This window comes from Microbacterium sp. (genome assembly GCF_031178525.1).
Lineage (GTDB): Bacteria > Actinomycetota > Actinomycetes > Actinomycetales > Microbacteriaceae > Microbacterium.
Genome location: NZ_JAPSJA010000006.1, coordinates 1 through 21,498, shown reverse-complemented (window position 1 = coordinate 21,498; position 21,498 = coordinate 1). Strand labels below are relative to the sequence as shown.

Annotated in this window: 19 protein-coding genes; 13 read left to right on the top strand and 6 right to left on the bottom strand. The window is 72.0% G+C overall.

Annotated features, from left to right (window positions below; genetic code table 11):
- Window positions 1-3 precede the first annotated feature (3 nt).
- Window positions 4-1,191 (top strand): bifunctional 2-methylcitrate synthase/citrate synthase, encoded by a 1,188-nt coding sequence (locus RIF89_RS01160; protein ID WP_375294412.1) that lies wholly within the window; start codon window positions 4-6, stop codon window positions 1,189-1,191.
- A gap of 63 nt (window positions 1,192-1,254) precedes the next feature.
- On the opposite strand, the gene RIF89_RS01155 is transcribed toward RIF89_RS01160, so the two are convergent.
- Entirely contained in the window at window positions 1,255-1,677 is a 423-nt protein-coding gene (locus RIF89_RS01155; protein WP_309067329.1) for an organic hydroperoxide resistance protein, read from the bottom strand.
- Window positions 1,678-1,993: 316 nt separating this feature from the next.
- Here RIF89_RS01155 and idi point away from each other — a divergent pair, with 316 nt between their 5' ends.
- Genes idi through RIF89_RS01110 form a run of 9 tightly spaced genes read left to right on the top strand, consistent with a single transcriptional unit; the run spans window position 1,994 to window position 10,380 of the window.
- A complete protein-coding gene (idi, locus tag RIF89_RS01150; RefSeq protein ID WP_309067328.1) occupies window positions 1,994-2,560 on the top strand; it encodes an isopentenyl-diphosphate Delta-isomerase in 567 nt (188 codons plus the stop codon).
- Window positions 2,557-3,669 (top strand): polyprenyl synthetase family protein, encoded by a 1,113-nt coding sequence (locus RIF89_RS01145; RefSeq protein WP_309067327.1) that lies wholly within the window; start codon window positions 2,557-2,559, stop codon window positions 3,667-3,669. Before idi ends, RIF89_RS01145 begins: the two co-directional genes overlap by 4 nt.
- Window positions 3,666-4,538 carry a phytoene/squalene synthase family protein gene (locus RIF89_RS01140; protein WP_309067326.1) on the top strand — a complete coding sequence of 291 codons (873 nt, stop codon included), beginning with the start codon at window positions 3,666-3,668 and terminating at the stop codon, window positions 4,536-4,538. Before RIF89_RS01145 ends, RIF89_RS01140 begins: the two co-directional genes overlap by 4 nt.
- Entirely contained in the window at window positions 4,535-6,079 is a 1,545-nt protein-coding gene (gene crtI, locus RIF89_RS01135) for a phytoene desaturase family protein (protein ID WP_309067325.1), read from the top strand. Before RIF89_RS01140 ends, crtI begins: the two co-directional genes overlap by 4 nt.
- On the top strand, window positions 6,076-6,405 hold the full coding sequence (locus RIF89_RS01130) for a lycopene cyclase domain-containing protein (protein WP_309067324.1): 330 nt from the start codon (window positions 6,076-6,078) through the stop codon (window positions 6,403-6,405). Before crtI ends, RIF89_RS01130 begins: the two co-directional genes overlap by 4 nt.
- Window positions 6,402-6,755 (top strand): lycopene cyclase domain-containing protein, encoded by a 354-nt coding sequence (locus RIF89_RS01125; RefSeq protein ID WP_309067323.1) that lies wholly within the window; start codon window positions 6,402-6,404, stop codon window positions 6,753-6,755. Before RIF89_RS01130 ends, RIF89_RS01125 begins: the two co-directional genes overlap by 4 nt.
- The gene (locus RIF89_RS01120) at window positions 6,745-7,605 is read left to right on the top strand and encodes a prenyltransferase (protein ID WP_309067322.1); all 861 of its coding nucleotides are present in this window, start codon (window positions 6,745-6,747) and stop codon (window positions 7,603-7,605) included. Before RIF89_RS01125 ends, RIF89_RS01120 begins: the two co-directional genes overlap by 11 nt.
- 28 nt (window positions 7,606-7,633) lie before the next feature.
- The gene (locus RIF89_RS01115) at window positions 7,634-8,812 is read left to right on the top strand and encodes a ferrochelatase (protein ID WP_309067321.1); all 1,179 of its coding nucleotides are present in this window, start codon (window positions 7,634-7,636) and stop codon (window positions 8,810-8,812) included.
- On the top strand, window positions 8,809-10,380 hold the full coding sequence (locus RIF89_RS01110) for an SDR family oxidoreductase (protein ID WP_309067320.1): 1,572 nt from the start codon (window positions 8,809-8,811) through the stop codon (window positions 10,378-10,380). The genes RIF89_RS01115 and RIF89_RS01110 overlap by 4 nt, the downstream gene beginning before the upstream one ends.
- 18 nt (window positions 10,381-10,398) lie before the next feature.
- On the opposite strand, the gene RIF89_RS01105 is transcribed toward RIF89_RS01110, so the two are convergent.
- Together RIF89_RS01105 and RIF89_RS01100 are read right to left on the bottom strand one after the other, a co-directional pair.
- Complete coding sequence (locus tag RIF89_RS01105; RefSeq protein WP_309067319.1) at window positions 10,399-11,280, bottom strand: NAD(P)H-hydrate dehydratase; 882 nt, start codon at window positions 11,278-11,280, stop codon at window positions 10,399-10,401.
- Complete coding sequence (locus RIF89_RS01100) at window positions 11,264-12,064, bottom strand: histidine phosphatase family protein (RefSeq protein ID WP_309067318.1); 801 nt, start codon at window positions 12,062-12,064, stop codon at window positions 11,264-11,266. Before RIF89_RS01100 ends, RIF89_RS01105 begins: the two co-directional genes overlap by 17 nt.
- Window positions 12,065-12,334: 270 nt before the next feature.
- On the opposite strand from RIF89_RS01100, the gene RIF89_RS01095 reads away from it, so the two are divergent.
- From RIF89_RS01095 to nhaA, 3 genes are all read left to right on the top strand, one after another.
- Window positions 12,335-14,692 carry an AAA family ATPase gene (locus RIF89_RS01095; protein ID WP_309067317.1) on the top strand — a complete coding sequence of 786 codons (2,358 nt, stop codon included), beginning with the start codon at window positions 12,335-12,337 and terminating at the stop codon, window positions 14,690-14,692.
- A gap of 94 nt (window positions 14,693-14,786) precedes the next feature.
- Window positions 14,787-15,869 carry a hypothetical protein gene (locus tag RIF89_RS01090; protein WP_309067316.1) on the top strand — a complete coding sequence of 361 codons (1,083 nt, stop codon included), beginning with the start codon at window positions 14,787-14,789 and terminating at the stop codon, window positions 15,867-15,869.
- Between the two features lie 204 nt (window positions 15,870-16,073).
- Complete coding sequence (gene nhaA / locus RIF89_RS01085) at window positions 16,074-17,855, top strand: Na+/H+ antiporter NhaA (protein WP_375294413.1); 1,782 nt, start codon at window positions 16,074-16,076, stop codon at window positions 17,853-17,855.
- 72 nt (window positions 17,856-17,927) lie between these two features.
- Here the strand turns inward: nhaA and RIF89_RS01080 are convergent, their stop codons facing one another.
- The 3 genes from RIF89_RS01080 to RIF89_RS01070 form a co-directional block, all read right to left on the bottom strand.
- The gene (locus tag RIF89_RS01080) at window positions 17,928-19,244 is read right to left on the bottom strand and encodes an FAD-dependent oxidoreductase (RefSeq protein WP_309067314.1); all 1,317 of its coding nucleotides are present in this window, start codon (window positions 19,242-19,244) and stop codon (window positions 17,928-17,930) included.
- Window positions 19,241-19,621: a UBP-type zinc finger domain-containing protein gene (locus RIF89_RS01075; protein WP_309067313.1), complete on the bottom strand. Its 381-nt coding sequence runs from the start codon at window positions 19,619-19,621 to the stop codon at window positions 19,241-19,243. Before RIF89_RS01075 ends, RIF89_RS01080 begins: the two co-directional genes overlap by 4 nt.
- Before the next feature lie 149 nt (window positions 19,622-19,770).
- Entirely contained in the window at window positions 19,771-21,435 is a 1,665-nt protein-coding gene (locus RIF89_RS01070; RefSeq protein ID WP_309067312.1) for a catalase, read from the bottom strand.
- Window positions 21,436-21,498 lie beyond the last annotated feature (63 nt).

Genomic DNA, 21,498 nt, shown 5'->3' with positions numbered 1-21,498 from the left:
AGCATGATGAGCGACATCAAGAAGGGTCTCGCCGGTGTGATCGCCGACGAGACCGCGATCTCCAAGGTCAACCCCGAGACGAACACGCTGCTCTATCGCGGCTATCCGGTGCAGGAGCTCGCCGCGACGCAGCCGTTCGAGGCCGTCGCCTACCTGCTGTGGCATGGCGAGCTCCCGGACGAGTCCCAGCTCGCCGAGCTGCGCGCGACCGAGCGCCGCCACCGGCACCTGGCTCCCGAGGTGAAGGCCGTCGTCGACCTGCAACCGGCCTCGGCGCACCCGATGGATGAGCTGCGCACCGCCGTGAGCGCGCTCGGCGCGATGGACACGGCCGGCACCGACAACGTGCTGGAGGCCGTCGGAACGGCCGAGCAGAACCTCGAGCGCTCGATCCGCCTGTTCGCGGCGCTGCCGGCGCTGGTCGCCTACGGTCAGCGCCGTCGGCGCGGTCTCGACCCGATCGAGCCGCGCGACGACCTCGCGTACGCCGCGAACTTCCTCTGGATGACGTTCGGCGAGGATCCGGACGACGCGGTTGTCGACGCGTTCAACCGGTCGATGATCCTGTACGCCGAGCACTCCTTCAACGCCTCGACGTTCACCGCCCGCGTCATCACATCGACGCTGAGCGACCTGTACTCGGCCGTGGTGGGCGCCATCGGCGCGCTGAAGGGCCCGCTGCACGGCGGCGCCAACGAGGCCGTTCTGCACATCCTCGAGGAGATCGGCTCAGCCGCCGAGGTGGGTGCCTGGCTGGACGCCGCGCTCGCCGAGAAGCGCAAGATCATGGGGTTCGGCCACCGCGTCTACAAGCGCGGCGACTCGCGCGTGCCGACGATGAAGGCCGCGCTCGACTCTCTCGTGGCGCACTACGACCGTCCCGACGTCGCCGAGCTGTACGAGACGCTCGAGCGGGAGTTCGTCGCGCGCAAGGGCATCTACCCGAACCTCGACTACCCGTCCGGTCCGGCGTACAACCTCATCGGCTTCGACACCGTCACGTTCACGCCGCTGTTCGTTGCCGCGCGCATCACCGGGTGGACCGCGCACATCATGGAGCAGCAGGCCTCGAACGCGCTGATCCGCCCCCTGTCGGCGTACAGCGGCCCGGATGAGCGCCACGTCGAGGGCTACGTGCCGGACGAGGCCGCGGCCGAGGTCGCCGAGCGGCCCGAGGAGCCGGTCGGCTGACACGCAACCGCGCCGGCCCGATCGGGCCGGCGCGGGATCGCGGTTCAGCCCGCGTCGCGATGGTCAGTCGTCGGAGACCGTGACGGTCACCTCGATGTTGCCGCGCGTGGCGTTCGAGTACGGGCACATCTGGTGCGCCGCATCGGCGAGCTCCTGCGCCGTCGCGTGGTCGAGCTCCGGGATGATGACCTCGAGGTTCACCGCGAGCTGGAAGCCGCCGCCCTCGTTCGGGCCGATCGAGACGCGGGAACCCACAGAGGAGCCGTCGATCCCGATCTTGCGGCCGCGTGCGGCGGCCTGCAGCGCCGAGTGGAAGCATGCCGCGTAGCCGGCGGCGAACAGCTGCTCGGGGTTGGCGCCCACGCCGGATCCGCCCATCTCCTTGGGCACGGCGAGGTCGAAAGCGAGATCCGAACCGGCGACGGCGACGCGGCCGTCACGTCCGGCGCCGGTGGCGAGAGCTTCGGTCGAATAGAGAGCATCCATGTCTGCGACCCTAGGCGGGCCCCGGCGGGGCGCGGGCCGCCGGGAGAGGATCGGGCGGGCGCCGTTCCGTCTTCCGTGTCGGCGGCCAGGCCCGTCCCATGCGTGACCCCGATCGCAGGGCTGCGCCGATCGCCGGGATGAGGCATCCTGCGGATATGGACCCCCGCCAGTCGAACCAGGAGCTCGGTCATGGTGCTGCAGGACCCCGGATGGCCGCATTCTCACGGATGGGGGCCCACGCGCAACGTGCTCGTCCCTCGACGATCGTTCAGCTAGCATGTAACTAGCCAGGCTAGTAATACACCGGGAGAATCACGTGAGCGACCCAACCGAACGCGTCGTCCTGCTGGACGAGCGCGGAGATCCGTGCGGTGTCGCCCTGAAGGACACGGTGCACGATGCGCGGACCGCGCTGCACCTGGCGTTCTCGTGCCATGTGCGGGACACACACGGACGGATCCTGTTGACGCGGCGCGCCCTGACGAAGCGCACGTGGCCCGGCACGTGGACGAATGCCTTCTGCGGCCACCCGCAGCCCTTCGAGCCGATTCCCGAGGCGGTGGAGCGGCGAGCCGACCAGGAGCTCGGGCTTGAGCTGCGCGACCTGCGGCTCGTGCTGCCCGACTTCCGCTATCGCGCGGTCGACGCGTCCGGCGTGGTCGAGAACGAGATCTGCCCTGTGTACACCGCCGAGGCGGTGGGGGACCCCGTTCTCGACCCGGACGAGGCTATGGATGCGGCATGGATCGAGCCCGCGCGGCTCGCCGCGGCGCTCGAGGCGGCGCCGTGGGCCTTCAGCCCCTGGCTGGTGCTGCAGGCCCGCGAGATGTCGGACGCGGGGGGCGCGATCTCGGCGGCCGCGTGGGCGGAGGCGCGCGCGTGAGCACTCACGAGGCGCCCGCGAGCACGCGCGAGGCGCTCAGCGCCACGCCCGCGGGTTCCGCGGACACGCACCGGGCGCCCGTCGAGCACCTCGTGGACGCGGTGATCGAGGACTACTTCGCGAGCCGCATCGCCCGCGCGCAGGCGCTGGGGGAGCACGCGGGCCTGCTCTGGCAGCGCGCCGCGGCCTCCGCGCGCGGCGGGAAGCGCCTGCGGCCACGGCTGGTCGTGCTCGCGCACGACGCGCTGGGCGGTCGCGACCACGCATCGGCCGCGGTGGTCGCCGCCGCGTTCGAGGTGCTGCACAGTGCGCTGCTGCTGCACGACGACGTCCTGGACGGCGACCTCGTGCGGCGAGGGCGGCCCAACCTGGCGGGCGAGTTCGCCGGATCGGCCATCGAGGCGGGCGCCCGCCCCGTGAACGCCACCGCGTGGGGCGCGGCATCCGGCCTCCTCGCCGGCGACCTGCTGCTCAGCGGCGTGCACGCGCTGATCGCCCGCATCGACAGCCCGGCGCGGGCGCAGCTCAACGAGATCGTCGACGACGCGGTCTTCCTGACGGCCGCCGGCGAGCATGCCGACGTGGGCTTCGCTCTCGGCGTGATGCCCGCCGAGAGCGGCGCCATCCGGCGCATGATGGAGCAGAAGACCGCGACCTACTCCTTCGCAGCGCCCCTGCGCGCGGGCGCCGTGCTCGCGGGAGCAGACCCCGCGACCGCCGACGACCTCTGGCGCATCGGCACGGGCCTCGGAGTGCTCTATCAACTCCGCGACGACGTGCTCGGCGTCTTCGGCGCCGAGGAGCGCACGGGAAAGAGCGCCACGGGGGACCTCCGCGAGGGCAAGCGCACGCTGCTGATCGCCTTCGCGGAGCGCGAGGATGTCTGGCGCGAGGTCGCTCACCTGTTCGGCGTGCGCTCGCTCGCGCCGCAGGACGCCGAGCGACTGCGCGCCGCGCTCGTCGAGTGCGGCGCGGTGGCCGCCGTGGAGGCGCTCATCGCCGAGCAGCTGTCGCATGTCGAGCGCGACATCGACGGCGCCGGCCTGCCGGAGGGCCTCCGCCGCGAGCTGCGGGAGATCGCGGGGATGTGCGTGGAGCGCGACGCATGACGCGCCCGTCCGGCCTCGAGCTGTACACCCGTACGGCGCACAGCTCGTCGGCGCGCGTCATCAGCGCCTACTCGACGTCGTTCGGGCTCGCGAGCCGTCTGCTTCCCCGCGACGTGCGCGGTCGCATCGCCGACGTCTACGCCCTCGTGCGCGTCGCCGATGAGATCGTCGACGGCCCCGCATCGGAGGCGGGCCTCGCCGCGCCCGACTGTCGCGCGCTGCTCGACGAGCTGGAGCAGGAGACGATCCGCGCCCTCGCACGCGGCTTCAGCGGGAATCTCGTCGTGCACGCCTTCGCGGTCACGGCGCGTGAGACCGGCATCGGCGAGGAGCTGCTGCGCCCGTTCTTCGCGTCCATGCGGGCGGATGCCGACGGCACGTCGACGTTCGATCCCGATGCCTACCGCACCTACATCCACGGTTCCGCCGAGGTCGTGGGCTCGATGTGCCTGCGGGTCTTCGCCCGGGAAGGTGCGGGCGTGCGCATCGACGACGAGCTCGAGGAGGGCGCGCGGCGCCTGGGAGCCGCGTTCCAGAAGGTGAACTTCCTGAGGGACCTGCGCGACGACGTCGAGCGCCTCGGGCGCGTCTACCTGCCGGGCGTCGACCCGGGACATTTCACGGAGAAGGACAAGGATCGGTTCGTGCAGGAGATCGATGACGACCTCGCGGTCGCGCGGCGCGCGATCGTGCGGCTCCCCCCGGGCTCGCGGCGCGCGACCGCAGCGGCCGCGGCCCTGTTCGGCGAGCTGAACGACCGCGTGCGCAGGACGCCCGCCGAGGAGCTGCGCCGTCGCCGCGTCTCCGTGCCGGCGCACACGAAGGTCAGCCTGCTGGCGCGCGCGGCTCTCGGGCGGGTGCCGGCGTGACCGCGCGGCAGCGCGTGGTCGTGATCGGCGGAGGCATCTCGGGCCTCGCCACCGCGGCGCTCGTGGCCCGCGAGGGCGCCGACGTGACCCTCATCGAGGCGCGCGACGAGCTCGGGGGACGCGCGGGACGGTGGTCGGCGGAGGGATTCACGTTCGACACCGGACCCTCCTGGTATCTCATGCCGGAGGTGTTCGACCACTTCTTCCGCCTGCTCGGCACCTCGTCGGCCGAGCAGCTCGACCTCGTTCCGCTCGATCCCGCGTACCGCGTCTACTTCGAGGGCCAGGCGGACGCCTTCGACCTGCCCGCGTCCGGAGCGCGCGATGCGCTCGTGTCGCTGGACCCCGGGGCGGCGGACCGGATCGACGCCTACCTCGCCTCCGCGGCGGAGACGTACGACCTCGCGACGTCGCGGTTCCTCTACAGCACCTTCGCGTCGCTGCGCCCGTTCCTCGGGCGGGACACCCTGGCTCGGCTGCCGCTGCTGTCGCGCCTGCTCGCCGAGCCGCTGGACAAGTTCATCCGCCGGCACTCCCGGGATCTGCGCGTGCAGCAGGTGCTCGGCTATCCCGCGGTGTTCCTCGGCACGTCCCCGGCCGCGGCGCCCAGCATGTACCACCTCATGAGCCACCTCGACATCGGGCAGGGCGTGCTCTACCCGCGGGGCGGATTCGGGGCCGTGATCGAGGCGATCGCCCGGCTCGCCGCGCAGCAGGGCGCGCAGCTGCGCACCGGCACGCGCGCGCGACGGATCACCGTCGACGGCCGCACCGTGACCGGTGTCGAGGTCGAGAGCGCCGACGGCGGCGTCGAGCACCTCGCGGCGGACGTCGTCGTGTCGAGCGCCGACCTGCACGAGACCGAGCGGCGGCTGCTCGCCCCTGCGCACCGGGCGCGATCGGACGCGTGGTGGGCATCGCGCGACCCGGGTCCCGGCGCGGTGCTCGCCCTGCTCGGTGTGCGCGGATCCCTGCCGGAGCTCGCGCATCACACGCTGTTCTTCACGCGCGAGTGGGAGCAGGGCTTCGACGCGATCTACGGCAAGAATCCGCACATCCCGGATCCCGCGTCGATCTATGTCTGTCGCCCGAGCGCGACCGACGACGTCGCTCCAGAGGGGCACGAGAACCTGTTCGTGCTCATCCCCGTGCCCGCCGATCCGGGCATCGGCGACGGCGGTCGCGACGGCGACGGCAGCCCGGCGGTGGAGCGGGCGGTCGACGCCGCGATCGGCCAGATCTCGACCTGGGCCGGCATCCCCGACCTCGCCGACCGCATCGTCGTGCGACGCAGCATCGGCCCCGCCGACTTCGAGCGGGACTTCGGCGCGTGGCGCGGGGGAGCGCTCGGGCCCGCGCACACCCTGCGGCAGAGCGCCGTCCTGCGCGGCACGAACGCCTCGCCGCGCGTGCGCGGGCTGCTGTACGCGGGCGCCACCACGATCCCCGGGATCGGCCTGCCCATGTGCCTGATCAGCGCGGAGCTCGTGCTGAAGCGCCTGCGCGGCGACCGTTCTGCGGGCCCCCTGGAGGAGCCGTGAGCATCGTCTATCTCGCGTGCCTGCTGGTCTCGCTGGCGGGCGTCCTGGCCCTCGATCTGCGGCACCGGCTGTTCCTCGGCCGCGCACCGGGACCGGCGCTGCTGGTGCTCGGCATCGGTCTCGCCTTCTTCCTGGCGTGGGATCTCCTCGGCATCGGCCTGGGGATCTTCTTCCGCGCCGAGACGCCGTTCATGACGGGCATCCTGCTCGCGCCCGAGCTGCCGATCGAGGAGCCCGTGTTCCTGCTGTTCCTGTGCGAGCTGACGATGGTGCTCGCGTGCGGCGCGGAGCGCTGGCTCGGGCGTGGAAGGACGGGGCGCGCATGACGTACCTCGGACTGTGCGCGGCCTTCCTTGCGGTCGCGGTCGTCACCTCGGTGCTGCTGCGGCGCGGCGCTCGCCGCGCCGCCACCGACGCCGCGGGCGCGCCGGGGACGATCTCGCTCACGGCGCTTTCCATCGCCGCGGCGGCGCTCATCGTGCTCACCGCGGTGTTCGACAACGTCATGATCGCGGCGGGCCTGTTCGCGTACGCCGACGCGCACATCTCCGGCATCCGGATCGGTGCGGCGCCGATCGAGGACTTCGCCTACCCGCTCGCGTCGGTCATCCTGCTGCCGGCGGTCTGGGCGCGTCTCATCGTCGCGCGGGAGACGAGGAGCCGCCGTGATCCGTGACCTCTTCGTGGCCTCGCGCCCGCTCAGCTGGATCAACACGGCCTTTCCGTTCGCGGCCGCGTACCTGCTCGCGACGAGGGAGGTCGACGCCGCCCTGATCGTGGGCACGCTGTTCTTCCTCATCCCGTACAACCTCGCGATGTACGGCGTGAACGACGTGTTCGACTACGCCTCCGACCTCGCCAACCCGCGAAAGGGCGGGGTGGAGGGAGCGCTGCTGCCGCCGGAGCGGCATCGCGGCGTCCTCGTCGCCTCGACCGTCGCGTGCCTTCCGTTCGTCGTGCTGCTCGTGGCGTGGGGATCGCCGCTGTCCTGGCTCGTGCTCGCCGTCAGCCTCTTCGCCGTACTCGCGTACTCGGCGCCGCCGTTCCGTTTCAAGGAGGTGCCGATGCTCGACTCGGTCACCTCCAGCGTGCACTTCGTGAGCCCCGCGGTGTACGGCGTCGTGCTCGGCGGCGGGACGTTCGACGCGCCGCTGGTCGCGGTGCTCGCGGCGTTCTTCCTGTGGGGCGTCGCGAGCCACGCGTTCGGGGCCGTGCAGGATGTCGTTCCCGACCGCGAGGCCGGCATCGCCTCGATCGCCACCGCCCTCGGCGCCGCGCGCACCGTGCTGCTCGCGCTCGTCGCCTGGACCGCGGCCGGGCTGCTCATGCTGACCACCGGATTCCCGGGCGCATGGGCCGCGCTGCTCGCGATCCCGTACCTTCTCGCCGCCGCACCCTACGCGCGTGTCTCCGACGGGGACTCAGCGCGCGCCAATCGTGGTTGGCGACACTTCCTATGGATCAACTACGCATGCGGCTTCGTCGTGACGATGCTGCTGATCGTTCATGCCATCCGCACCGCCTGACATCCGCCCCTCGACCATGGAGCCCGATATGGAATCGACCGACACCGAAACCGTCCCCTTCGCCTCGCCCGCCTCGGCATCGGGAGCGCCCTTCGTCACCGAGCCGCAGCGTTACGACGGCATCCTGCTGGCCGGTTTCGGCGGTCCCGAGGGGCAGGAGGACGTGATCCCCTTCCTGCGCAACGTCACGCGGGGCCGGGGGATCCCGGATGAGCGTCTCGAGGAGGTCGCCCACCACTACCGGCACTTCGGCGGCGTGAGCCCCATCAACGCGCAGAATCGAGCGCTCAAGCAGGCGCTGGAAACCGAGCTGGCCCGACGTGGCATGGACCTGCCCGTGTACTGGGGCAACCGCAACTGGGGGCCGTACCTCGAGGACGCCGTCACCGAGGCGGCCGAGGACGGCAAGACCCGGCTGCTGGCGTTCGCCACGAGCGCCTACAGCTCGTTCTCGAGCTGCCGCCAGTACCGCGAGGACTTCGCGCGCGTGCTGACCTCGACCGGACTCGAGGGCACCGTCACGATCGACAAGATCCGGCAGTTCTTCGACCACCCCGGTTTCGTGGACGCGTTCGTCCCGGGGGTGGTGGAAGCGGTCAACGAGCTGTGGCGAGCCGGTGAGGCCGCGCCGCGCGTGCTGTTCACGACGCACAGCATCCCCACCGAGGACGCTCGCCGGTCCGGACCGCGCGACCTCGACCTGGGCGAGGGAGGCGCGTACGAGGCACAGCACCGCGCCGTCGCCGAGGCCGTGATGCAGCGCGCGGCGGAACGGGACGCGCGGATGGCGGACGTCGCGTGGGAGCTCGTGTACCAGTCGCGGTCGGGTCCTGCCTCGCAGCCCTGGCTGGAGCCCGACATCTGCGATCGCATCGCGGAGCTGCCCGGCGAGGGCGTCTCGTCCGTCGCGATCGTCCCGGTCGGCTTCGTGAGCGACCACATGGAGGTCATGTGGGACCTGGACAACGAGGCGCTGGAGGCGGCCGCGGAGGCCGGGCTCCGCGCGATCCGGACGCCCACGCCCGGCGTCGATCCCGTCTACGTCTCGGGGATCATCGACCTCGTCGAGGAGCGGATGGCGGCAGTGCCGCCGGCGGACCGCCCGCACGTGACGGAGCTGGGCCCGTGGTTCGACGTCTGCCGCCCCGCGTGCTGCGAGAACGTGCGCGCCGGCTTCAAGCCTGCCGCGGCGGGACTCGCGCCGTGAGTCAGGGGCTCTCCTCCGCAGCGAGCGAGCTCAGCACGCCCACCGGTGCGGAGGAGAGCCTGCGTGCGGTGCCGCGCCCGGATGGGCAGGCGCCGCGCGTGCTGGTGCTCGGGGCGACGGGCTACCTGGGCGGGCGGCTCGTGCCGCGGCTGCTGCACGGAGGGTACCGGGTGCGCGTCCTGGTGCGCTCGGGCCGCCGCGCGGCGGCCCTGCCGTGGGCGGGCGACGTGGAGGTCGTGACGGGTGACGCCACGGATCCCGACGCGATGGATCGTTCCATGGCCGACGTGGACGTCGTCCACTACCTCGTGCACTCCATGACGAGCGGGTCCGATTTCGCGGTCACTGACCGCATCATCGCCGAGAACGTCGCCCGTCAGGCGGCTGCGCACGGCGTCGGGCGCATCGTGTACCTCGGCGGGCTGCATCCCGAGGGCGTGCGCCTGTCGGCGCACCTCGCCTCGCGGAAGGAGGTCGGGGAGATCCTCCTGGCCTCGGGAGCGCCGACCCTCGTGCTGCGTGCGGGAGTGGTGATCGGATCCGGGTCCGCGTCCTTCGAGATGGTCCGTCACCTCACCGACGTCCTGCCGTACATGCCCGCACCGAAGTGGGTGCGCAACGAGATCCAGCCGATCGCGGTGCGCGACGTGCTGCACTACCTGCTGGCCGCCGCGCGCGTGGACCCGGGCGTCAACCGTGCCGTGGACATCGGAGGGCCGGACGTGCTGCGCTACGGCCAGATGATGAACGGCTACGCGCTGGAGGCGGGTCTTCCGCAGCGCGGCATCGCGGCGCTGCCGGTGCTGACGCCGCGGCTGGCCTCGCTGTGGGTGGGGCTGGTGACGCCGGTTCCGCGTCAGATCGCCCGGCCTCTCGTCGAATCGCTGCAGCACCCGTGCGTCATGAGGGATTACGCGATCGACGCGATCATCCCGCCGCCGCCCGCCGGGCTGACGGGGTACCGCGAGTCGGTGCGGCTCGCGCTGTCCCGCATCGAGATCGACCAGGTCGAGACCAGCTGGGTCGATGCGACCGTGGCGCGGGCGCCGAGCGACCCGCTGCCGAGCGACCCTGCGTGGGCAGGACGCACCGTCTTCACCGATCGCCGCTCGCGCCGGACGACCGCCGACCGCGATGCCGTGTGGGCGGTCATCACGCAGATCGGCGGGACCAACGGGTGGTACTCGGCGCCCGCGCTGTGGGCCGTGCGGGGCTGGCTCGACCGGGTGACCGGTGGGGTCGGACTGCAGCGCGGACGCCGGACCCGCGGGCGGCTGTCCGAGGGAGACGCGATCGACCTCTGGCGCGTCGAGGCGCTCGAGCCCGGACGGCTGCTGCGCCTGCGCGCCGAGATGTGGACGCCCGGCAGCGCGTGGCTCGAACTCGCTGTCGACGACGCTCCCGAGGGCGCCGAGTACCGGCAGCGCGCGGTGTTCTTCCCGCGCGGGCTCACCGGCCGGCTCTACTGGCTGGCGATGCTGCCCTTCCACGGCTTCATCTTCAGCGGTATGGTCAGCCGAATCGTCGCCACCGCCGAGAACCGCGCGGGGGACGCGCCCGCCGGCTGAGAGCGACGTCGTCGCGCGTCAGGACAGATCCGCGATCAGGTCGGGGAACAGATCGGCGATCTCCCGCGCAAGATAGCCGACGCCGCGGCGGCCGCGCGCGAGCTGGTCACCGGCCGAGGCGTGCAGATAGGTGGCCCACACGGCCGCGACGGGGGCGGACGCGCCTCGTGCCGCGAGGCCCGCGATCGCGCCGGCGAGCACGTCTCCGCTGCCCGAGGTTCCGAGGCCGGGACCGCCCGCGCGGATCCGCCAGGCGGATCCGTCCGCGTCCGTGACGAGCGCCTGCGTCGCGACCGCAGCCCCGTAGGTGCGCGACACCTCGCGCGCGGCGCGGCGGATGTCGGAGGGTCGGTCCGCCGCCACGTCTCCGCCACCGAGCAGCACCCCGAGCTCTGTCGGGCTCGGCGTCAGGATGAGCCGCCCGCGCAGCGGCGCGACGAGCGATCGGTGCTCGGCGACCGCCGCGAGAGCGAAGGCGTCGAGCACGAACGTGGCATCCTCGGGTGCCTCCTCGCCGAGCGCCCTGACGAGCTGGACGGCGGACTCCACGTCGTCCAGCCCCGGTCCGATGAGCACGGCCCGCGCCGAGCTCAGCGACGACAGCACCGCCGTGTAGGCATCCGGGCGCACGGAGCCGTCATCCGTCTCCGGCAGGGCGATCACGCCGGCCTCCGGTACGCCGACACCGAGCGCGGGCGCCACCGAGCGCGCGACGCCCAGCGTGATCCGGCCCGCGCCCACGCGCAGCGCCGCCACCCCGGCGAGGGCCACCGCGCCGGGACTCCTGGCAGCGCCGCCGATCACGAGCACCGTGCCGCGGTCGTACTTCGATTCCCCGGGATCCGGCAGGACCCACCGCCGCAGGCTCCGGCGGCTGATCGTCCTAGTCTGCAGCGGCACGGGATTCCTCCTCGGCGTCTTCGGGCCGGCCGGGGTCGATCTCGTCGTGGTGAGGCGCGACGTCCCTCCTGCCCGTGTGCAGCGTCGTCGGCACGCCGTGCCGATCGAGGTGCGAGACGTCGCCGACCACCGCGGCTCGCCAGGGCTGCCCGGGACGAGGATCCGCCTCGAGGACGGTCACCGACGCGTTCGGCGCCGGCTCCTCGACCGCCGCGCTCAGCACGCGCTGCTCGTCCCAGTCCTCGAGCACGTAGCGGATGAGCTGGACGATCGCCTCGTGCGCGAACACGACGCCGGTCGTGGCGGGAGAGGCCTTCGCATCCGCGAGGAAGGAACGCAACCGGAGGGCGACATCCGCCCACGACTCACCGCCGGGCGGGCGGTAGTAGAACTTGCCCAGGTGGGCGCGGCGCTCCGCCTCGGCCTCGTAGCGCGCGCTCACGCCGTGCGACGTGAGGTGGTCGAGCACGCCCAGCTCGCGGTCACGCAATCGCTCGTCGAGCCGTGGCCCGCCGGGCAGGCCTGCGGCTACGAGGGCGAGCCGGCCCGTGTGCGCGGCCCGACGGTACGTGGAGGCCCACACCGCGGCGTCCGCTCCGACACCGTGTGACGGCAGCGCGGCACCCAGTGCGCGTGCCTGCGCTTCGCCCGTGTCGGAGAGCGGCGTATCGGCATCGCGGAACGGCAGGTCGATGACCTGGTCACCCGCCAGTTCGGCGGCGGTCGCCGCCTCGTTGCCGACGCTCTCACCGTGACGGACGATCACGAGTCGCTCGAGTCCCATCGTCCGAGCGTAACCACGGCTGCCGGCGGCCCGACAAGGGTTGACAGCAGCCGGTGCCGCCCGTGTCCGCCGCGCCGGTGAGACGGGGGTGGTGGCAGCGCGAAGGAGGCGCTGCAGGCTTCGTTGCGCGAGCGTCGGCGGGGCGATGAGGTCGCTGTGCGCCCCGTCGGAGTGCCTCGATCGCGCGGACGCGAGAGGCCGGGATCCGCCCGCATCTCCAGGATACCGAAGGGGTGGGGTCTTGCCGCAAGGCCCCGGTCAGGGCGCAGAATGGCGGTTCCCCTCACCACCGGAGCCGCCGTGTTGCACGCCCACAGCACCCACCCGTTCCTCCTCGACGCGCATCCTGGGAAGGCCGACCCCGCGCTCATCGCGCCCGACGTCGCGCAGTTCGCGCGGATCGAGGCGAGCCTCGCGCGCCGGATCTCCGACCTCGAGACGCGCCTCGACGCTCAGCGCCGTGCGCCCGCCGGCCGCGGGCAGGCGGCACTCGAGCGCGACCTGGAGATCCATCGCCTGACCGCCCGACTGCGAATGCTGCGCCGCTTCGGTCTCGATCTGTGTCTCGGCCGTGTCGTCGGCGAGGGCGGTGTCCTCTACATCGGCCGTCTCGCGCTGATGGACGAGACGGGCGAGCCGCTGCTCGTCGACTGGCGCGCGCCCGCCGCCGAGCCCTTCTTCGGGGCGACGCACGCCGATCCGATGGGGCTCACCAGCCGGCGCCGTTATCGCTGGCACGAGGGGCGCGTCACCGACTACTGGGACGAGGCGTTCACGGCCGAGGGGCTCGCGGAGATCACGGAAGCGGGAGGTGCCGCGCTCGACGATCATTCGGCGTTCATCGCGACCCTCGGCGCCAGTCGTTCGCCCCGCATGCGGGACGTGCTGGGCACGATCCAGGCGGATCAGGATGCGATCATCCGCGCCGGATCGCGCGGGACGCTCGTGGTCGACGGCGGGCCGGGTACGGGCAAGACCGTCGTCGCGCTGCACCGCACGGCCTATCTGCTCTACGCCGACCCGCGGCTGCAGGAGGGGCGCGGCGGCGTTCTGTTCGTCGGTCCGTCGCACACCTACACCGACTACGTCGCCGACATCCTCCCCAGGCTCGGGGAGGAGGGGGTGCGCATCGCGACGCTGCCAGACCTGGTTGCGGAGGGCGCGACGGCTGTGGAGGAGGCGGACGCCGAGGTGTCACGCCTCAAGGCGGACGGCCGGATGACCGCGGCGGTCGACGCGGCCGTGCGGCTGCGCGAGCGCCCACCGAAGCGTGAGGCGATCGTCGACACGGCATGGGGCGAGATGCGGGTCCGCGTGGCCGAGTGGGAGGAGGCGTTCGGGGCGATCGAGCCGGCCGCCACCCACAACGAGGCCCGGGAGCAGGCATGGAACGCGCTCCTGCGGATCCTGGTGGATCGGGTGCATGCGGCACCGCGCGGCGGGCACGTCTCGGGGGAGGACGACGGCCGGGGCGGTGCCGGGCCCGACGATCGCTGGGCGGGCGAAGGCTGGGGGGACGCCGGCACGACCGCCTGGGATGACGAGCGTCGCGCGGAGGCCCGTGCCGACCAGGACGACGATCAGTTCGACGCGTACGGCCTCGCAGAGGACGGCGAAGAGGAGATCCGCCGCGCCCTGGCCGAGAGCGACGGACTGCGCGCGGCGTTCGATGCGGCGTGGCCGCTGCTGGACCCGGTCGCTCTCGTGCGGGCGCTGTGGACGGACGCGGCGCTGCTGCGACGCTGCGCGCCCTGGCTCGCCGACGCCGAGGTCGCACTCCTGCAGCGCCCCGCCGATGCCCCGTGGACGCGGCCGGACCTGCCGCTGCTCGACGCGGCACGGCTGCGGACGGGCGATCCCGACACCGCCATCCGTCGTCGTCGCGCCGAGGCTGAGGCGGCCGCCGAGCGCGCCAGGATGGACGACGTCGTCGCCGATCTGATCGCGACCGACGACTCCGACCTCCGGGTCATGGCGATGCTGCGCGGGCAGGATCTGCGCAGCACCCTCGGAGCGTCGGCGTCGCCCGCGGCGAGGGACGACGAGCTGGCGGGACCGTTCGCGCACATCGTCGTGGACGAGGCGCAGGAGCTCACGGCCGCCGAATGGCAGATGCTGCTGCGCCGCAATCCGGCACGCAGCTTCACGGTCGTCGGAGACCGCGCGCAGGCTCGGCACGGCTTCGCCGAGTCCTGGCGCGACCGGCTCGCGACCGTCGGCCTGCGGGATGTGACGCTCGCGGCGCTGACGGTCAACTACCGCACGCCGGAGGAGGTCATGGCCGAAGCGGCACCGGTCATCCGGGCGGCGATTCCCGGCGCGAACGTGCCCACCTCGATCCGGCGCAGCGGGATACCGGTGCGCCACGCCGGGGTCCGCACGCGCGACGAGATCCTCGCGTCGTGGGCCGCGGCCCATGACGAAGGCGTCGCATGCGTGATCGGCGATCCGTCGTTCGCCGACACGGCGCGGATCCGCTCGCTGTCGCCGGCACGGGCGAAGGGTCTCGAGTTCGATCTCGTCGTGATCGTGGATCCCCAGTCGTGGGGAGGCGGCATCGAGGGAGCCGTCGACCGTTACGTGGCGATGACGCGAGCGACGCGCGAGCTCGTGGTCCTGACCTCCTAGCGCGGCAGCGGCGTTCGCGCAATGCCCTGTGGCGGGAAGCGCACATGTCGGTTCACTGGATGCACCGAAGGGGAAACCCGAAAGGAGCACAGCCATGAGCACTCCCATCGATCGAGACGACGCGGATCGCAACCGAGGCAACCGCGAGCACGACACAGGCGTGACCACGGGCCACTCCTCGCCGGACCTCGACGCCGGGCGCGGCAGCGACGAGCCGACGGTCGTCCACGATGCCGCACCCGTCGACGACCGTTCAACGAGCGGCGCGCTCCGGGCGGACCAGCGCGCGGGTGGCGACGACGACCGCCAGGTCGTGCAGCGCGACTTCGTGGACCGTGACTATGTCGCGACGGGGCCGACGGGCCGCGGCCAGATCGTCGGCGACCACGGTGACCAGGGCGGCCAGGGCGGTGGCGCCGATAGGGACGAGAGGCTCGCCGAGGACCGCGACCGGGCGTACAAGCAGGGCGTGGCCGACGCGGAGCGGGATCGCGACCGCGACCGCGAGGGCGACGCTCATCGCGACCGTGACCGCGACAGCGACGGCGCGATGGACCGGGATCGTGACGCCACCGCCGCCGCCCCGGTGGCAGGCGCCGTCTCGCCCGAGGCGGCGCGTGATGCGCGGCACGAGGTGGTCGAGCGCGAGAAGCAGGAGTTCGGCGGGATGAAGTTCGGCTCGGCCTTCTTCGGCTGGCTGAGCGCCATGGGCATGACGGTGCTGCTGACCGCGCTCGTCGCCGGCGCGGGAGCCGCCCTGGGCCTCGGGGCGCAGGTCGACCCCGAGCAGGCCGCGCAGGAGAACGCCGACACGATCGGCATCGCCGGTGCGATCGCCGTGCTCGTGATCCTGCTGATCGCGTACTACTGCGGTGGCTACGTCGCGGGCCGCATGGCGCGCTTCAGCGGCGCGAAGCAGGGCATCGCCGTGTGGCTCTGGGCGATCATCATCGCGATCGTGGTCGCGATCATCGCCGCGATCGGCGGCGCGCAGTGGAACATCCTCGCGAACATCAACACGTTCCCGCGTCTGCCGTTCAGCGAGGGTGAGCTGACGACCGCCGGCATCATCACGGCCGTCGGAGCGCTGCTCGTCAGCCTCCTCGGCGCCGTGCTCGGCGGCCTCGCCGGCATGCGCTACCACCGCAAGGTCGACCGGGTCGGCTTCGGCCGCTGACCCGGCCCTCTCACACGGCGCCGCCGTGCTCGGTCACCGACCGGCGCGGCGGCGTCGTCACGTCCGCCCCGGACCGCTCGCGCGACGGGCAGAATACCTCTCAGACAGCGGGAGGTCAGGATGACGAACATGAGCACGATCGGCGCGGCTCGGCCGTCGGGGGCGCGCGGGGCGAAGGAGTCGATCGCGTCGTGGATCCAGAACATGGGGCAGACCCGGATGGGCGCGCTGCTGCTGGTGATCGCGACGATCGTGGCCATCCTGTGGGCGAACGCGTTCGGCGATCTGTACCGCGACTTCTGGGAGACCCACTTCACGATCGGCGTGGGTGATCTGCACCTCGACTTCACGCTGCACGCCCTCGTGAACGACGCGCTCATGGCGGTGTTCTTCTTCACGGTCGGGCTCGAGGTGCGGCGCGAGTTCGCGATCGGCGAGCTCACCGACTGGTCCCGCGCGATGGTCCCGGTCGTCGCGGCGGTCGTGGGCCTGGCCGTTCCCGCGCTCGTCTACGTCGCCATCACGGCAGGGACGGGGCAGGAGCACGCGTGGGGGGTCGTGATCTCCACCGACACTGCGTTCCTCGTCGGCGCGCTCGCGCTGATAGGTCCGCGCGTCCCCGGGCGGCTGCGGGTCTTCCTTCTCACGCTCGCGGTCGTGGACGACATCGGCGCGCTCAGCATCATCGCGCTCGTCTACACCGAGAGCTTCGACCCGATGCCGCTGATCATCGCCGCGGTGGGCCTCGCCGCGATCTACTTCACGCGCTACCTGCCGAACGGCCGCGGACCCGTGTACGCGACCCTCGCGATCGTCGTGTGGCTGGCGTTCCTCGCGTCCGGCGTGCACCCGACCCTTGCGGGCGTCACGATCGCGCTGCTCGTGCCGGTCTACCGGCCGAACCGCCGCGACATCGAGCATGCGCTCGACCTCGCGCGCACGTTCCGGCAGTCGCCGAACACCGAGTATGCGCGCGCGGCGGCGAACAGCCTGCGCGAGTCGATCTCGATCAACGAGCGGCTGCAGAGCGCGTGGGGTCCGTACGTCGCCTACGCCGTGCTGCCGCTGTTCGCCCTGGCGAACGCCGGCGTGCGGCTGGACGGCGAGATCCTGGCGGCCGCCGTGCGCTCGCCCGTCGCGTGGGGCATCGTGATCGCGCTGGTGATCGGCAAGATCGTCGGCATCCTGGGGCCGGTCGCACTCATGCGCGTGATGCGGATCGGCGAGTTCGGCCCCGGACTGACGCTCGACCGTGTCGCGGGCGGCGCGGCGCTGTGCGGCATCGGGTTCACCATCTCGTTGTTCATCATCGAGCTCGCGATCGATGATCCGGCCGTGCAGAACGAGGCGCGCGTGGGCGTGCTGGCGGCGTCGGTCATCGCGCTGATCATCGCGACGATCGTGTTCCGGATCTCCGACGCCGCGCGGCCGGCGGAGGAGACCGGCCAGTTCCTGCAGCGTCCCGTGGATCCGCGCCGGGATCACGTCTTCGGTTCGATGGACGCTCCCCTCGAGATCGTCGAGTACGGCGACTTCCAGTGCGAGTTCTGCTCAAAGGCGTCCGGCGTGATCCAGGAGGTGCATGAGGAGCTGGGCGACCGCGTGCGGTACGTCTGGCGGCACGCGCCGCTGACGCGCAAGCACCCGAACGCCCTCGCGGCGGCAGAGGCGTCGGAGGCCGCCGCCAAGCAGGGGCGGTTCTTCGAGTACGAGCGCAGCCTGTTCGCGGATCAGGAGCACCAGCGCCCCTCTGACATCATCCGCCGCGCGGAGGAGCTGGGACTCGACGTCGAGCGGTTCGAGGACGACCTGCGCTCGGGCGATGTCGCCGCGCACGTGCGAGACGATCTGCTCGACGCCGAGGCGATGGACATCACGAGCGTCCCGACGTTCTTCATCAACGGGCGACGCCACGTGGGCCCGTACGACGCGCGCTCGCTCATCCGGGCGCTCGAGGAGTCCGCGTCGGATCCCGTGCGCAGCTGAGGGCTGAGGGCTGAGGGCTGAGGCGACGGGCGGCACGAGGAAGCACGGCAGGTGCCCCGTGCCCGACCGCGCCTAGGCGACCGGCCGCGCGAGGTCGTCGAACAGCGGCGGGGGAGGCGCCCCGAGCGTGCCTTCGGTGCCGAACGTCTCGCTGAGGTACCTGTGGACGAGCGTCACCGCCATCGCGCCCTCGCCGACGGCGGAGGCGACGCGCTTGACGGATCCGGATCGGACGTCTCCCGCCGCGAAGGTCCCCGGCACGCTCGTCTCGAGGTGGAACGGCGGTCGATCGAGGTCCCAGCGGCCGGCGAGCAGCTCGGGCGTCAGATCGGGGCCCGTCAGGAGGAAGCCGCGCGGGTCGCACACGATCGAGGTGTGCGTCGTCCAGTGCGTGTCCGGGACGCCGCCGATGCACGCGAACACGCGGCCGGTCGGGCATTCCTCGCGCTCGCCGCGGCCGTTCTCCAGCACGATCGACTCGAGCTCGTCACCGCCTCGCAGCTCCACGATGCGCGTGTCCGTGAGAACGCGCACCTTCGGCTCCTGCGCGATCCGGTTCGCGAGGTACGACGACATCGTGCTCGACAGGCTCGGCCCGCGCACCACGAGGGTCACGCGCGAGGCCTGCGCGGCGAGGTTCATCGCCGCCTGGCCCGCCGAGTTCGCACCGCCCACGATGAACACCTCCTCGTCCACGCACGCCATCGCCTCGCTCGTGCCGGCCCCGTAGTAGACGCCCGCTCCGAGGAAGCGATCCTCGTTATCGAGCCCCAGGCGCCGCCAGGCGACGCCCGTGGCGGCGATGACCGCGGTCGCGGCGATCTGCGTCCCGTCGGAGAAGGCGCTGCGGCTGCCGTGCTGCCGGATCTCGCCGCGGATCTTCTGCCGCATCAGCAGCAGCTCGGCGCCGAAGGCCACCGCCTGCTGCCGAGCGCGCTCCATCAGTTCGGCGCCGCGCACCCCGCTCGGAAAACCGAGGTAGTTCTCGATGAGGCTGCTCGATCCGGCCTGGCCGCCGACCGCCTCGCGCTCGACGAGCACCACGCGCAGTCCCTCGGAAGCCGCGTACACCGCGGCCGACAGTCCCGCGGGCCCCGCGCCGTAGATCGCCAGGTCGTACGTCGACACGTGCGGCTCCGAGATCCAGCCCAGGCTGCGGGCGATCTGCTCGAGACTCGGCTCGACGAGCTCGGCGCCGTCCGGCAGCACGAGCACGGGCAGCCGCGCGTGGGCGAGCGACGTGCCCAGCGCATCGAAGCACTCGGCATCGGAGTCGATCGGCGTCCACTCGTACTGCACCACGGTGCGGGTGAGGAAGTCGCGGATCTCGTACGTGGTGCGGTCATGCCGGCCGCCGTACAGCCGCGCGAGGCCGCCCGCGGCGGTCACGACGCCTCCGCCCGGTCGCGCTCGGCGATGAGCGCACGCCATCCGAGCGGCACCCTGCCCCGCGGACCCGGCGACGGCTGGTCGTCCGGACGGCTCTGCGGGTCGGCGAGCCGGGGCCCCTCGAAGGTCGTCTCGTCGACGTAGTCCCAGAACCACGTCTCGCCGGGCTCGAAGCTGCGCACGTAGCGGTGACCCGTCTGCCGGAAGTGCGCCGTGGCGTGCCGGCCGAGCGACGTGTCGCAGCAGCCGATGTGCCCGCACGTCGCGCAGCGCCGCAGGTGCACCCACCAGCCGTCGAGGTCGTCGCACTCCGTGCAGCCTGCGCCGGACGGGGTCGCGGTCGGATCGATCTCTGACGCGCTGTGGGTGTCGTTCATGCGGATCCCTTCGAGGGACGGTGGGGACGAGCGACAGGATAGGGCGCGCGAGCCGCTTCGCGCGACAGGGGCCGCATCGCACCGCCGCCGCGAAGCACCCGGGCATGCGAGGGGCCGCCGGCGAACCGGCGGCCCCTGCGGATGCGGACTCAGCGCTCGACGACCACGTGCTCGTTCGGTACGACGTGCGTCATCTTCAGGCCCGTGACGTCGCGCGGGCCGTTGCTGCCGAGATGGGCGAGGCGCTGCAACTCCTCGTCGTTGAGCGTCTGGCTCTGCAGCGGACGCAGGTCCTTGACGTCGTCCACGCCGATGCCGAGACCCTCGCCCACGCGCAGACCGAGCTCGTCGTCGGCCATCAGGAAGTGCCACACCATGCGCTCCTGCACGGGCCGCGCCGCCTGACCGATGAGCGTGACGAAGTTGTGGACCAGGTCGTCCTTCTCCCACTGATCCATCAGCTGGTAGCGCTGGCCCGCCTGCAGGTAGTCGTTCGTGCGCGGGATGCGCTTGCGCGTGAGACGCCCCGTGATCTCGGGACCCTGCTCGTCGTGGGTGGGGTACTGCGCCTCGCGAAGCCCGCCCGTGATGGACGGCTCGTAGTTGACGTGCGGGTTCTGTCCCTCGCCGAGGTCGACGCCGTACGACATCTGCCCGCCGCGCTGATTGGTGGCCGCGCGGGCGTGCTTGGGGGAGTTGACCGGCAGCTGCAGGTAGTTCGGACCGACCCGGTAGCGCTGCGTGTCGGAGTACGAGAACGTGCGCCCGACGAGCATCTTGTCGTCGGAGAAGTCCAGGCCGTCGACCAGCACGCCGGTGCCGAACGCGATCTGCTCGTTCTCGTTGTGGTGATCCGACACGTTGCTGGTGAGCGTCATGGTGCCGACGAGCTTGGGCTCGAACTCGTTCTCCGGCCAGACCTTGGTGTCATCCAGCGGATCCCAGTCGAGCTCGGGGTGCTCGTCGTCGCTCATGAGCTGCACGTACAGGTCCCACTCGGGGTAGTCGCCGCGCTCGATGTGCTCGTAGAGGTCCTTCGACGCGTGGCCGAGGTCGCCCGCCTGGATGTTCGCGGCGTCCGCTTCGGTCAGGCTCGCGACGCCCGCGCGCGGGATCCAGTGGTACTTCACGAGGTGCGTGTGGCCCTCCGCGTTCACCCACTTGTACGTGTTGACGCCGAAGCCCTGCATCGTGCGGTAGTTGGCGGGGATGCCGCGCGGGCTGAACAGGTTCACGAGCATGTGCATGGCCTCAGGCGTCTGCGACATGAAGTCGAAGATGCGGGCCGGCTCCTGGCGGAACGTGACGGGGTCCGGCTTGAGCGAGTGGATGACGTCCGGGAACTTGATCGCGTCGCGGATGAAGAACACCGCGAGGTTGTTGCCGACGAGGTCCCAGTTGCCGTCCTCGGTGTAGAACTTCACCGCGAAGCCACGCGGGTCGCGAGCCGCCTCGGACGAGTCGCGACCGCCGATCACGGTGGAGAAGCGGATCGCCAGGTCGGTCTTCTTGCCGGCCTCGGCGAAGACCTTCGCGCGGGTGTACTTCGCGATCGGCTCGTCACCCCAGGTGCCGGTGGCCTCGAAGTGCCCGAACGCGACGGCGCCGCGCGCGTGCACGACGCGCTCGGGGATGCGCTCCCGGTCGAAGTGGCTGATCTTCTCGAGGAAATGGTAGTTCTCCAGCGTGGCGGGGCCGCGGGCCCCGACCGTGCGCTGGTTCTGGTTGTCGTAGATCGGATGACCCTGGCGGTCGGTGAGGATCGGTCGACCCTCTTCGCTCGGCTCGGGTCCCTGGGATGCGACGTCGGTCATCGAACGCCCCTTTCGACGTGACTGTGCGGGAGTTGGGCTCCGCCTCGGCCAAGGCCGGACGTT